Genomic DNA, 12,457 nt, shown 5'->3' on the forward strand with positions numbered 1-12,457 from the left:
CTCACAGCTTCTTTCTCAGTTTCTCTTCAAAAGACTGAATCGCTTGTTTCTCTACTGGTGCAATGTGCTTTCGCCCTTCAACCCGACCACCGTTTTGTTTGGCATGTCCATCTTCCAACAGATGCGTTAGCCCTGGCCTTCGGTTGTGAATGGTCTTGGCGAGAGCTGTATTGGTATTGATGGTTTCCTTACTCTTCCAGCCTCTGGCATATCTGCCAGTCTTTTTGGGCGAAGTTGCTTTTAAGGTATCGACCGCGTCATTCGTTACTTCCTCAACCACCTCACGCATGGTATCAGTAGTATGGTTGACATATTCTTCCAACTCATTTGCGATGATTGTCCCTAATTCATCCAGTCCTATCCTAGTCATTGGTTTCCTCCTTGGTTGCCACAATATAAATCAATTGCCGAGGGCTACTATCTCCATCAATGGACTCAACGGAGTAAGTCTGACCTCGGAATAGAATGTGAGTTGTGAGTGAATGTAACTCCAGTACCTTCTTTTCATACCGAAGGGTGAATTGAACCTTGTTGCGAATGAGTTTGAACGCACTGCCATCACTTTCTGTCAAGGCAAGCGGTCGTACTGAGCACCAACGTTCAAACAGTCTTGTCCATTTGGAGCTTTCATTGCCAATCTCATCTCGCACAATCTGTCGAACTTGAAAGGTTAGACGTTCTCGTAATGGCGCAATCTTCATCAGAATACATCCTTTCGCTCTGCCAAAAGAAGATGGTAAAGAGTTTCCTTCAACTCCTTATGATTGGCAACTTCACGGTGTTCATAAAGATAGGCAACCCCGTAAAGGACTGCCGTCTTTAGAACGTCTGAATCACTCGTTTGACGAAGAATCGCTTCACAGAGTTGGTGACTGGCTTCCATCAACTGCTCAAGCAAGTCATCTTCCTCATCATGTTCTACCTTGAGGTAGAGTTTTACCTCTTCTAGACTAACCATAGCTATTTAGCCTTTACAGTGAGTGTTTTCACCGCTTCTGGAAGAACGAGTTTTCCATCCACACGCTGACTGGCAAGAAAGCCTATTTGACCATTGTTGGCGTAAAGCTCATTGAGACGCTTGAAAGTACGACCTTGTCGATCCGCAATCCAGTAGTAGGAAAAATCCCCAAAAGCAATGACCTTCTTTCCTGCCTCAGGAAGTGGCGCAAAAGTAGAGGTGTAGTAAGGACGATTTAAAATCATATCGGGTTGTCCTGCTTGAGTTGATGGCTGCCAGATGTAGTTGCCGTTGTTGTCCTTGAGCTTACGAATGGCTTTAACCGTTGTATCATGTAAAATCCAAACCGCATTCTTCCGATATGGAGCTGGCAAAGCATGGTACAACTCAATCATGTCGTCAAAAGTGATGTCTTTTGTAGCAGTTGTTGGACCTGTTACATCCGTTTGCGTAAAGATTCCTGTTGGTTTCTTCGAACCATCCCCCATAAGAAAGGCCTTTTCTTCTTCTGTCCCAATGCGACGGGCAAACTCAGTTGTCATATAGGACTCAAGGTCAAAGACAGAGTCGTTCAACAACTCCTCAGAGATACGGATGGCTGTCCCAATCTTGTGCGAATCAAGGGTCACCTGCCCAAAAACTTCATCGGTTTCTGGGTAAAGACCATTTTCATCCATCCATGAGGCAGACCCATGACCGGTGACCACTGGAATCTTACGCTCACCACTAGACGTTTTTATCACCGTCGCTAAGCTACGAAAGAAATTCTCCTCTTGTAAGCCTTGAACCAGTTTTTTCTCGTATTCATCAGGGACAAGATGACCACCTTCGGTATCTTCCCCCACACGAAGGGCATTGTTCAAATCTAAGAAATTCCGTTTACGGACACTTGTCCAAAATGTTTGGGCATAGACGTCAGATGCAACACCTTTCTTGTCATCTTCTGCTAGCTTATCCTTCAAGACAGTGGTTGGTTGAGTGGTCAGTAGCTGTGAGGTTGGTTGAGCCAGTTCAAGGTCAATCTTTTCTTGACGTTCCAAGCGAGCAATTTCTTGATTGTAGAGATTGATTTTAGTTTCCATCTCATCATAACGCTTGGAATCTTCTTCTGACACTAGACCGTCTTCTGTACGAACTGAGTCAAGGAAGGTTTTAGCCTGTTGCCAAGCTTGGTTACGTTTTTCTTTTAATGCAAGTAATGTAGACATCGGTATTCTCCTTTTATTTCAATAAATTCAATCGTTTTTCCAATTGATTGAGAGGGATTGTTTTCTTTGGTTGTTGGGCTTCCAGTTTTGCCTGCATCTTCACTAGTAAGTCGTGATGGGCTGTAGTGCGGCTGAAAGAATAGCTCTTAGACTCTAACTCCTGTTCCTGATGGTTATCAAAAAGCACCTTATCCGCAAAGCCAAGCTCCACAGCTTTTTTGGCATTGAACCAAGACTCTGAATCCATCAAATGAGAAAGCTTGGCCCTTGACAGTCCAGTTTTCAGCTCATAAGCATTGATAATGGATTCTTTGATTTCACCCAGCATCTCAATCACTTTTGCCATATCCTTGGCTTCACCTTGAGCGACTGTCCAAGGGTTGTGAATCATCATCATGGCAACTGGACTCATGGATACGGTTGTTCCTGCCATGGCAATGACACTAGCAGCACTTGCGGCTAAGCCATCAATGATGACATGGACATTGTCCTTATAATCCATAAGCATGTTATAAATTTGAGCAGCCGCAAAAACATCACCCCCTGGACTGTTGATCCAGAGGATGATATCACCTGTTCCTGCTTGTAAATCATTCTTAAAGAGTTGTGGAGTGACTTCATCGCCAAACCATGTTTCGTCCGCAATCTGCCCTTCAATCCGAAGGGTGCGAACATCCCCTTCATCTGTAAAATTCCAAAATTTACGCATTCTCTTCCTCCTCTCCTTGTTTAGTTTCGATGGATTGTTTCATAAAACCACCCGCATCCTTTAATTTTGTCATGTTTCCGTTAATCAAGTAAAGATTTCCTCCTTCTTCATCTGAAATAAGGTTTAAGTCCTCCAGCTCACGGATGTCATTCGTTGAGAGCCAGCCATTCTGTCGTGCAATCGCATACCCATTCATGCGGCTTTGGTAATCGCCACGAAGAAGGCCATCCACATTGAACTTCACAAAGTACGTTTTCTTTTCTTCGGGTAAAAAAAGAGACCGCTTGAAGGCTTGTTCCAGACGAACCACCCAAGGGTCTAAGGTATATTTGACAAATTCAAGGGATTGTTGCTCGATATTTGAAAAAGACGACTTCTCCAAGTCCCCCACCATGTGAGGTGGTATGCGATAGAGCCGTGCGATTTCGTTAATTTGAAACTTTCGTGTTTGTAAGAACTGCGCCTCTTCTGGTGGTATCCCAACTTGAGTGTACTTCATTCCTTCCTCTAAGACCGCCACCTTATGAGCATTTGTGACCCCATTATAAACCGCATTCCACGAATCACGGACTCGTTTGGGGTCTTTTAAAATACCTGGGTGCTCTAAGACACCACCTGGATTTGCCCCATTCTTGAAAAAGGAGGCTCCATAGTTTTCCGTAGCCAAGGTCATCCCAATGGCATTTTTCGCAAGGGCGATTGGAGAATAGCCAATCAAGCCATCAAAGCCAAGACCAGGGACATGAAGCACATCCTCCGATTTCAAAATGACAGCTCCCTTCTCCGTGAAGTTTGGATTTTCTTCAGTCTGTCGTTGGTATTTGTAATAAAGTTTACCTGTATCATCACGGTGGACTGACATCTTATCTGGCAAAAGTGGGTAGAGGCTGATGACATTGCCACCTCTGTCTCGGATAATTTGAACATAGGCATTCCCCCAAATTAGGAGATGCGTCATCACTGTTTCTCGAAAGACAAAGGAGGACATCTCAGGATTGGGTTCATCATGAAGCAAAAAGTAAAGGGGATGAACAGTCTTTTTCTCCTTTCCAGTCTTGGTTCTCTCATAAACATGAAGAGGTAACGAAGCTACTGCTTCAGCCAAAATTCGCACACAGGCATAAACGGCCGTCGTCTGCATGGCCTTAAACTCATCTACGTTCTCCCCACTGGTCGTGCGTCCAAATAGGTAGGAGAAATCCTGACCTTCATAGCTATTTTGTGGTTTATCTCTAGCCCTTTTTCGTCCAAATAAATCAAGTATTCCCATAGTTCCTCCTCATTTTGGGTACGAAAAAAGCACCTCGTGAAGTGCTCTCGTCATTTATTAAATAATTTAGCCCAATTTTGCTTGGAACTCAATATTCTAGCAACGTAGACATCATGGTTCTCAATGTAGTAAAAGGCCAAGTAATTCTCAATTGGCATGTAACGATAGCGTTTACCATCATTTGTCAACTCACCATAGCCTCGACTAGAAACTAATGGACAAGCTTCTGGAAATGTTTCCAATGTTTCGAGTGCCGTTAAAATAAGGTCTAGTTTGCCATCTGCCGATTGTTGACTGTAGAAATTGAGTACAATATAGTCGTATATCTCTCGTAAATCTTTCTTCGCTTGATCCGTAAGAGAAACATGGTAACGTTTATGATTATCCAAGACCAAATTCCTTTCTCACATCTGCTAAAGAAGTCAGCTTACCTTGCTCAATTTCTTGATGACCAAGCAGAATCTCTTTTTTCAAATCCTCAAAGGCAACTTGGTACTGCGTTTCCTGTGTGTCACTGGAGACAAACTCTTTAGGGTCAACTGCACCTGTCGCAATTTTACGAAGGGCTGCATTGAACACATCAGATAAGGTTAGCTTTTCATCCGCTAATATTTCTTTTGTCTGTTGATAAAAAGTTGAATCTGCTCTAAAGTTAACGGGTTGTGTGCTTGCCATAGTGAATCACCTCTTTGTAAAGATATTTTGTAAATACATTCTATCATGCTTATGTTTCAAATTCAACTAAAAACTCAAAATTCCTCGCTCATCATAGACACTTCCTCCATCACCTTGATGGCGAATACAGCGGTCAAGTCCCATAATGAGTGCCACAATCCCATCAATCTTCTCAATGGACTTTTCCTTTGAAACAAATGTTGAATCAAAATCAACTGATAGAATGGTTTCCAACATAACGCACTCCCTACCTATAAAAATAGTTTTGCGTAATCGCTCTTAGATGGTAACAAATGCGAAACATTCACCACCTTTTCTTTTTCATCAATAGAATAAAAAATAATATAGCGATTGTTGGCTACTAAAATGCCTCTAGTTTTAACGTTTTGGGATATTTGAGTGTTCACTTTAGCATCCGCATCAAAACCCCTTTCAGGAAAAACTTCAAGACTACGTAATCCTTTTACCAGTTCCTTTACAGTATTCTCCGCAGATTGTTCACTTAGAAGCACATTTTTGATGTAATCCCTAATACTTTCTATTTGATCAAAAATATCATTAGGTACTTTGACTAGATACTTATCCAAGCAAACTCTCCTCAATTTTATCCAATGTCATATAGTTGCCTGCTTGAATATCCGCAAGATTTTTATCTATTTTAGCCCCAAGTTCAGAGATTAACTTTTCACGAATTAAATCATCCGTTGCTTTCTCCAACAACAGTTCATTACTTGGACTAAACAATAAAGAACCATCACTAGCTTTATAAACAGTATATTCTTGGCCAATTTCAATCCCTAGCTCTTTTGGAATTGTAAGGCTAATTGAATTGCCAACTTGCCTTGTTTTTACTACCGTCATAATATTCCTCCAACGCATATATCGTGTATACATAGTGTACACCTTTTAGGGAATGATTGCAACTAAAAACTAAGTATTCCCCGCTCATCGTAGACACTTCCGCCGTCACCTTGATGGCGAATACAGCGGTCAAGTCCCATAATGAGTGCCACAATCCCATCAATCTTCTCAATGGACTTTTCCTTATCTGGCTTTATGTTGCCAGCTGGGTCTTGTCGCATGACGACATTTTGTGCCATCCATTTGAGAACAGGATGACCACCATGTTGGACTTTCCCCTCCATCATCAGTTTGTACAGTTCTTTGGACGGTGGACTCATGTCCTTGTAGCCTTGTCCAAATGGAATCATCGTTAAGCCCATAGCTTCTAAGTTCTGCACCATTTGAGTCGCATTCCAACGGTCATAGGCAATTTCCTTGATGTGATAGATCTCAGAGAGCTGCTCAATAAATTTCTCAATAAAGCCATAATGAACAACGTTTCCTTCTGTTGTCTTGAGATAACCTTGACGCTCCCAAACGTCATATAAAACATGGTCACGACGACATCTTAGCTCCAAAGTATCTTCTGGCAACCAAAAGAAAGGTAAGATAATATAGTTCTCCTTCTCATAGCGTGGTGGAAAGACTAAGACAAAGGCTGTAATATCCGATGTACTTGAAAGGTCAAGACCCGCATAACAGTCACGACCTTTAAGGAAGTCATAGTCTATTGGGATATTTCCTTTATCATAAACGTGTTCAGGAATCCAAGCTACACTTGAACTTGTCCACATATTTAGTCGGAGTTGCTTAAAAACATTCTCTTCAGCTGGATTGTCAAGTGCCTGCCTATAGGCTTCTCGCACTCGGTCAAGACCAATGGTATGCCCAAGAGACGGATTGGCTTTCATCCAGTTAGCTTCATCATTCCAATCGCCCTCATCAGACAGGTCGTATACCACTGGATAAAAGGACGTGTCCTTCTTTCTTCCTTTTAGAATATCCAGAGCCTTGGTATGAAGTTCATAACAGATGGAGTTTTTATCCGTTCCTGCAGTTGTGATGATGAAAAAAAGCGGTTGTTCACGAGCATCTCCAGAGCCCTTGGTTAAGACATCATAGAGATGGCGATTGGGTTGGGCGTGGATTTCATCAAAGACAAGACCAGAGACATTGAGACCGTGCTTGGTGCCAGTCTCGGCAGACAAGACTTGGTAAAAACCAGCGTTTGAATAGTTGACGATGCGCTTGGTTGCCCCCATAATCTTGGAACGCTTTTCAAGTGGTCGGCTCATCAAGACCATTTGTTTGGCGACATCAAAGACAATCGAGGCTTGATTTCGGTCACATGCCGCTCCATATACTTCGGCACTTGCTTCATTATCCGCATAAAGAAGATAAAGAGCGATAGCGGCTGCTAGTTCACTCTTGCCATTTTTCTTTGGAATCTCAATATAAGCTGTTAAGAATTGACGGTTGCCATCTTCTTTCACTATTCCAAAGAGGTCACGGACAATCTGTTCCTGCCACGGCAGAAGATCAAACTTCTGTCCTGCCCACTTGCCTTTGGTGTGGGAGAGGTTATTGATAAAAGTTACTGCCCTATCTGCCTTTGCCTTATCGTAATGTGAGGTTGGAAGCATAAAAGGACTTGGTTCATAATGATAGCTCATAAAATACCTCCTAACAAATCTTCCATTTCATCACCATTACCAACTTCTGAATCCATCGTCGCTAATCGGTTTCGTGCCGATGGTGTCAAACCAAATTGTTCACAGAATTTAAGCATGATTTTGAGGTTCGTCTGGCTAATAGAAACCTGTGGCACTTGTTGGAGATAACCGTTCGGAGTCTTGATGATCGAGCCGTGTTTTGAAAGAAACTCTTCCGCTTCTTTCCAGCGTGCATAGGCTTGGCAATACCCTGCAAAGGCTGTCATGTCCATATCGGTCAGCAACCCCATCTGTTCCAAGATTTTCCCCATCCGTTTCCATTCCTTCTTGGCATCGTCTTCAAGCCACTGGGGGCAACGTGGGACTTTCTTTTGGGGTTTAACCTCCTTGGTAGGTAGAGGTCGTTTGCCTGGATTTCCTTCAAGTATTTTCAAATTGGTCGGCTTTGGTTTCCGCCCTCTAACTGCCACGTTCTCACCTCCTTTTGGCACAAGAAAAAGGCTTCCCTTGAAACCTTCTATATCTTTTCTACTCTGTCAATTCCATATAGTACATTCAAGCTCTGCCCATTATCCCAAGTGACAATAAGAGAACCAATATCATCCACACCAGTGACCGTTCCAAGTGTTCCTACTGGGACTGGGTGAGGATCATCCATGTGAACTAACCGAACTCTTGTCCCCTTTGGATACTGATGTTGAATACTCTCAAGATAAACCATCAATACCCTACTTTCTCAAACTCTTTGGAAACTTCGCTCCACAAAAATTCCGTATCGTCGTAGATACAGCATGCTTCTAGTTCCGTAAAACCACCTCGTTCAATTCCACTTGTAATATCATCTAGTAAGTCATTGATTTGATTAAGGTTTTCCTGTTCAATCACATCTAAGGCAAATTCTCGTGACTTACTATAGTGCTGCTTCATCACCATTAAGTGAATAAAGCAGGTATCAATAATCTCATTAAGTTCAGCTCTTGTCATTATTGTGACTCCTTTTCTTTTGGTAGCTGTATATTACCGTAAGTTGCCACACTTATCCAGTCATTCGTTGACTTTTTTTGACGCTAGAATCGTTTGACTGAAAAGATTTTCAAATAATTCAGCTTTGATTTGCGCCATCTAACTACCACGGTATCACCTTCATTTCATCAGAAAAAGGGCTCTCGCCCTTTCGTTCTTATCCTAGAGAAGCCACCGACTTTTTGAAAGTTTGTTCTGCTTCTTCTGCCTCTACAAGTTTTTCCATTTCCTCTGGTGTTGGCTGACCTTTACAAAACTCCCATAATTCTTCATGGGCTTGTCGCATACATTGTAGTGCCATCTTTGCGATGTCTGCCATTGCCCAAGCGTGTCCTTGTCTGCCTTCTCGTGCAGCTTTTTGTGTGGCTTTTGAGTAGCGTATAACTGCTTTTGTTTCAATTTGAATTCCCTCAAAGGCTTGTTCTCTTGTTTCGTACATCTGGGTTCTCCTTTTGTTTTCTTGTGTACAGTTTACCTCTGAAGAGAACTTATATCCAGTCTTTTTTGCGAATGGTTCACTCTTTTTTTGACGCTAGAATCGCTTTTCCAATGGCATATACAACTGTCACGGTTACACTATTTCCAGCCTGTTTATAGAGTTGAGCATCTGAGTTGACTGCTTGTGCTTTTTCAAAAAGGTCATCTGTAAAACCTTGAAGCCTAAAGCACTCTCGTGGGGTTAACCGTCTGATTTTCACCACACGTCCATTCCACACCACAGCTCCCATCTGCCCACCACAAGAAAGATTATGGGAGATACCTTTTCCCACCCTTGCTCGTCTAGTTGGTGAGCTTGGATAGGATAAATCAACGGAATCGCCAATTTCTGCGACTTGGTAGCCCTGCTTTGTACCATTTCTGACTTTAATCCCTTCAAGCACACCATGACGGTCTTGTGAGGTTAAGGTAAACATAGGCTCATCCTGTTTTTTAAGTCGTCTACCATTTTGACGCTTCTTCATTCTATCTGGTGTCAAGATAGGTTGGATTTCTAGTACACCAGAATTCATAGCTGTTCGTTTTGTGGCTCCTGCCGTATAGCGTGCAGTAAGACAACGAGCTTCCTCTGTTACCTTTGGCTCAGTCAGCGATTGGTCTATCAAATAAAGACCTGTCTTAGCTCCTAGTCCGCCACCCTCACCAACAAGGGTTGTCGCAATCCCACTAGGGTCATAGACTCGGTAGCTTTGCATGCCTCCTACAAGTTGCTTAAGATGGCTACCGCTTTCTCCGCTGAGAGGTAATACTTGTCGTCGACCTCTGCTTCTAAGATGTCCGAGAGTGTAGATGCGTTCTCGGTTTTGGGGAACTCCGTAGTCTTTTGAGTTGAACACCTGCCACTCAAGGTCGTACCCTGCTTCATCCAAGATAGAGAGATAGTCGAGATAATCTCGTCCCCCGCCACTTGATAAAAGTCCCTTAACATTTTCAAGGAGTATCCACTCGGGTTTAGCTTCTTCCTTTTGGCTTTGGATGAGATGAACAAATGTAAACTTCGCTCAGCTCGTAAGCCTGCTCGCTTTCCTGCGATAGACACATTTTGACAAGGGCTTCCCGCACACCAGAGATCTGCTTTTGGAAGTTGTGTTGGGTCAATAGTGGTGATATCGTCATGAAAACACTCTCCTTTCGTATCATACATTGCTTCATAAGATTTTCGTGCAAATTTATCCTTCTCACAGTAACCGATGCATTTGAAACCAGCTAGTTCTAAGCCATGCCGAAAGCCACCAACTCCTGCGAAAAAATCAAGAAAAGTTAAGGTCATAAACTTTCCTCCATTGCTTTGATAGCTTCATCATAGGTTAGCGTTTTACCTTCACGGACTACCGTCACATCACTATTTCCTGTTGACTCCATGTAGCGTTTGACAATCACATCCACAAACTTCTCATCAAGTTCAATTCCATAACAGATACGTCCTGTCTGATCAGCTGCCATGAGGGTTGAGCCTGAACCAAGGAATGGATCTAAGACCAAAGTCCCTCTCATAGATGAATTTTGAATTGGGTAGGCCATAAGTTGAATCGGCTTCATGGTTGGATGGTCTTTGCTGGACTTAGGACGGTCGTATTCCCAAATGGTAGTCTGCTTACGGTCGCTGAACCATTGGTGTTTACCTGTTTGTCGCCAACCAAAGAGACAGGGCTCGTGTTGCCATTGGTAAGGACTGCGTCCGAGGACAAGTGAATTCTTCTTCCAAATGCAGCACCCACTCAAATAAAATCCAGCTTCCTTGAAAGCCTTTCTAAAGTTAAGACCTTCTGTATCCGCATGGAAAACATAGATAGAGGCATCAGCTTCCATGTGGTTTTCCACTTGAGTAAACATGTCGTAAAGGAACTGATAAAAATCACCGTCCGACATATTATCGTTGAGAATCTTTCCAGCCGTTTCTTCCACATCCACATTATAGGGAGGATCTGTCACAACGAGATTGGCTTTTTTATCACCTAGCAGCTGATCGTAAGTTTCTGCCTTGGTTGAATCACCACAAATCACTCGATGTTTACCGAGTTGCCAAATGTCCCCTCGTTTTGAAAAGGTCGGTTTCTTCAATTCCTCCTCCACATTAAAATCATCTTCAGACAAGTCCTTATCATGGACGTTTGAGAGAATGTCATCAATCTCTGGTGGCTCAAAACCAGTCAGGTCGAGATTGAAATCAGACTCCTGCAAGTCCAAAAGCAAGTCAGCGAGAAGCTCCTCATCCCATTGGCCTGTGATTTTATTTAAAGCGATGTTGAGTGCCTTCTCATCTTCCTTGGAAAGTGAAACAATAACGCACTTATCCGTTTCATACTCGAGGTCTTTCAGAACTGTCAATCGTTGATGACCACCGATGACCGTCATATCTTTATTGACAATAATAGGGTCAACGTAGCCAAACCTGAGAAGAGACTGCTTGATTTTCTCATATTCCTTATCACCCTTTTTGAGTTTCTTTCGAGGGTTGTAAGAGGCTGGCTTTAAGTTACTTAAAGGGAGTTCCTTAATCTCCATGCTTGGTTGAGTTGTCATGATGTCCTCCTTTGTAAAAGCGTGTGTGAATGTAGCACTCGTGGCTACAATACTTTCTTGTTGGGTTGGCATAAGATAAAAACCTGCCGCAGTTCTGGCAAGTCAATTCTTCATATGCAGTTTTAGTTTTGTCGTGTTCTTCAGAATGAGTATTCCACCAAGTTTTGCGACAATAGTTTGAGCAGAATTTCTTAGGTCTACCTTGATGCACATGTTGTAATTTTTGCATGCAATTTTTACAGTAAAGACGTTCACCTTCATCTAGCTGAACTTTAACCAGTTCGCCAAGGCCTTTTAACTCAGGATGTCTTCGACAATATTGCTTAACTGAACCAAGAGACAGATTTAGCATCTGGGCAATAGCACCATATCCAAATCCATCACTCCGCAACTTCCAAATCTCTCTACGCTGATTATCGTTCATTTATTTGCCTCCACATGCTAAAAATAGTTTATTCCTTAATTTTTCATTCATTTTCACCCTCAAAAACAGCTTAAAATATAAATCATAGAACGATACTTACCCCACTCCAAAATCAATTCTCACAATAGCTAAAGCCTCTTTTCTTATGATTTTAGTATGCCCCTTACGAATTTTGCGAAATTGCACGTTTGAGGGGGCGTCGGTCTTAGTCTCCCAAGGTTTTAGAGATTTCATCCCCCTCCCCCAATAGGGTGAAAATGAGATACTTTTGGAACGAAACTCCAAAACTAAAATCGATACGTATACTCCACATATCGGTCAGTTGTCTTGGTCTTTCTATCATGACAAGACTTACAAAGTGCTTGCCAGTTAGATCGATTCCAAAAGAGTTCTTGGTCACCTCGATGGGGTGTGATATGGTCAACAACAGTAGCCTTGGTCAGTTGACCTTTGGCTTTGCATTGAACACAGAGTGGATGAACTTTTAAGTAACGAAGTCGTGCTTTGTTCCACTGGGCATTGTAACCTTTCGCTTTGGTTGACTTAGCATCCAGCTTCAGGTTTGCTTTATGGTTCTCACAATACTTCTGACCATAGGATACTAAGTTAGGACAGCCATTTTGTTTGCAAGGTGTGCTTGGTCTTCTAGGCAT

18 protein-coding genes and 2 pseudogenes are annotated in these 12,457 nt (G+C 42.6%); all 20 read right to left on the minus strand.

The genetic code is table 11. The features are described from left to right. Position 1 precedes the first annotated feature (1 nt). Positions 2 to 370: an HK97 gp10 family phage protein gene (locus BFM96_RS09660; protein WP_068993550.1), complete on the minus strand. Its 369-nt coding sequence runs from the start codon at positions 368 to 370 to the stop codon at positions 2 to 4. Then, on the minus strand, positions 363 to 701 hold the full coding sequence (locus BFM96_RS09665) for a phage head closure protein (protein WP_068993552.1): 339 nt from the start codon (positions 699 to 701) through the stop codon (positions 363 to 365). The genes BFM96_RS09660 and BFM96_RS09665 overlap by 8 nt, the downstream gene beginning before the upstream one ends. Continuing rightward, on the minus strand, positions 701 to 958 hold the full coding sequence (locus BFM96_RS09670; protein ID WP_068993555.1) for a head-tail connector protein: 258 nt from the start codon (positions 956 to 958) through the stop codon (positions 701 to 703). The genes BFM96_RS09665 and BFM96_RS09670 overlap by 1 nt, the downstream gene beginning before the upstream one ends. 2 nt (positions 959 to 960) lie before the next feature. Beyond that, positions 961 to 2,166, minus strand: a complete 1,206-nt coding sequence (locus tag BFM96_RS09675) for a phage major capsid protein (protein WP_068993557.1) — start codon at positions 2,164 to 2,166, stop codon at positions 961 to 963. A gap of 13 nt (positions 2,167 to 2,179) precedes the next feature. Continuing rightward, complete coding sequence (locus BFM96_RS09680; RefSeq protein WP_068993559.1) at positions 2,180 to 2,875, minus strand: head maturation protease, ClpP-related; 696 nt, start codon at positions 2,873 to 2,875, stop codon at positions 2,180 to 2,182. Further along, positions 2,868 to 4,145, minus strand: coding sequence for a phage portal protein (locus tag BFM96_RS09685; RefSeq protein WP_068993563.1), 1,278 nt, complete (start codon positions 4,143 to 4,145; stop codon positions 2,868 to 2,870). The genes BFM96_RS09680 and BFM96_RS09685 overlap by 8 nt, the downstream gene beginning before the upstream one ends. Before the next feature lie 50 nt (positions 4,146 to 4,195). Beyond that, the gene (locus BFM96_RS09690; RefSeq protein WP_068993565.1) at positions 4,196 to 4,534 is read right to left on the minus strand and encodes a type II toxin-antitoxin system RelE/ParE family toxin; all 339 of its coding nucleotides are present in this window, start codon (positions 4,532 to 4,534) and stop codon (positions 4,196 to 4,198) included. After that, positions 4,527 to 4,820 (minus strand): type II toxin-antitoxin system RelB/ParD family antitoxin, encoded by a 294-nt coding sequence (relB, locus tag BFM96_RS09695; protein ID WP_068993568.1) that lies wholly within the window; start codon positions 4,818 to 4,820, stop codon positions 4,527 to 4,529. The genes BFM96_RS09690 and relB overlap by 8 nt, the downstream gene beginning before the upstream one ends. A 66-nt stretch (positions 4,821 to 4,886) precedes the next feature. Beyond that, positions 4,887 to 5,009 (minus strand): annotated as a pseudogene (locus BFM96_RS10980) (terminase); the annotation flags it as partial. Positions 5,010 to 5,071: 62 nt separating this feature from the next. Then, positions 5,072 to 5,407, minus strand: coding sequence for a type II toxin-antitoxin system RelE/ParE family toxin (locus BFM96_RS09700; RefSeq protein WP_068993570.1), 336 nt, complete (start codon positions 5,405 to 5,407; stop codon positions 5,072 to 5,074). Then, positions 5,400 to 5,681: a type II toxin-antitoxin system PemI/MazE family antitoxin gene (gene mazE / locus BFM96_RS09705; protein ID WP_068993572.1), complete on the minus strand. Its 282-nt coding sequence runs from the start codon at positions 5,679 to 5,681 to the stop codon at positions 5,400 to 5,402. The genes BFM96_RS09700 and mazE overlap by 8 nt, the downstream gene beginning before the upstream one ends. A 62-nt stretch (positions 5,682 to 5,743) precedes the next feature. Next, positions 5,744 to 7,336, minus strand: a complete 1,593-nt coding sequence (locus tag BFM96_RS09710) for a terminase large subunit (RefSeq protein ID WP_068993575.1) — start codon at positions 7,334 to 7,336, stop codon at positions 5,744 to 5,746. Next, complete coding sequence (locus tag BFM96_RS09715) at positions 7,333 to 7,806, minus strand: phage terminase small subunit P27 family (RefSeq protein ID WP_068993578.1); 474 nt, start codon at positions 7,804 to 7,806, stop codon at positions 7,333 to 7,335. Before BFM96_RS09715 ends, BFM96_RS09710 begins: the two co-directional genes overlap by 4 nt. A gap of 47 nt (positions 7,807 to 7,853) precedes the next feature. Beyond that, positions 7,854 to 8,057, minus strand: coding sequence for a DUF4314 domain-containing protein (locus BFM96_RS09720; RefSeq protein WP_068993581.1), 204 nt, complete (start codon positions 8,055 to 8,057; stop codon positions 7,854 to 7,856). Further along, positions 8,057 to 8,320 carry a hypothetical protein gene (locus BFM96_RS09725; RefSeq protein ID WP_068993585.1) on the minus strand — a complete coding sequence of 88 codons (264 nt, stop codon included), beginning with the start codon at positions 8,318 to 8,320 and terminating at the stop codon, positions 8,057 to 8,059. Before BFM96_RS09725 ends, BFM96_RS09720 begins: the two co-directional genes overlap by 1 nt. Positions 8,321 to 8,516: 196 nt before the next feature. Further along, on the minus strand, positions 8,517 to 8,798 hold the full coding sequence (locus BFM96_RS09730; RefSeq protein WP_068993587.1) for a hypothetical protein: 282 nt from the start codon (positions 8,796 to 8,798) through the stop codon (positions 8,517 to 8,519). Between the two features lie 76 nt (positions 8,799 to 8,874). Beyond that, positions 8,875 to 10,127 (minus strand): annotated as a pseudogene (gene dcm, locus BFM96_RS09735) (DNA (cytosine-5-)-methyltransferase). Continuing rightward, positions 10,124 to 11,380, minus strand: coding sequence for a site-specific DNA-methyltransferase (locus BFM96_RS09740; protein ID WP_068993590.1), 1,257 nt, complete (start codon positions 11,378 to 11,380; stop codon positions 10,124 to 10,126). The pseudogene dcm and the gene BFM96_RS09740 overlap by 4 nt, the downstream one beginning before the upstream one ends. Further along, a complete protein-coding gene (locus BFM96_RS09745) occupies positions 11,352 to 11,804 on the minus strand; it encodes a hypothetical protein (protein ID WP_068993593.1) in 453 nt (150 codons plus the stop codon). Before BFM96_RS09745 ends, BFM96_RS09740 begins: the two co-directional genes overlap by 29 nt. A 287-nt stretch (positions 11,805 to 12,091) precedes the next feature. Then, positions 12,092 to 12,457 (minus strand): HNH endonuclease, encoded by a 366-nt coding sequence (locus tag BFM96_RS09750; RefSeq protein WP_068993595.1) that lies wholly within the window; start codon positions 12,455 to 12,457, stop codon positions 12,092 to 12,094.

Source organism: Streptococcus himalayensis, from assembly GCF_001708305.1.
GTDB classification, from domain to species: domain Bacteria; phylum Bacillota; class Bacilli; order Lactobacillales; family Streptococcaceae; genus Streptococcus; species Streptococcus himalayensis.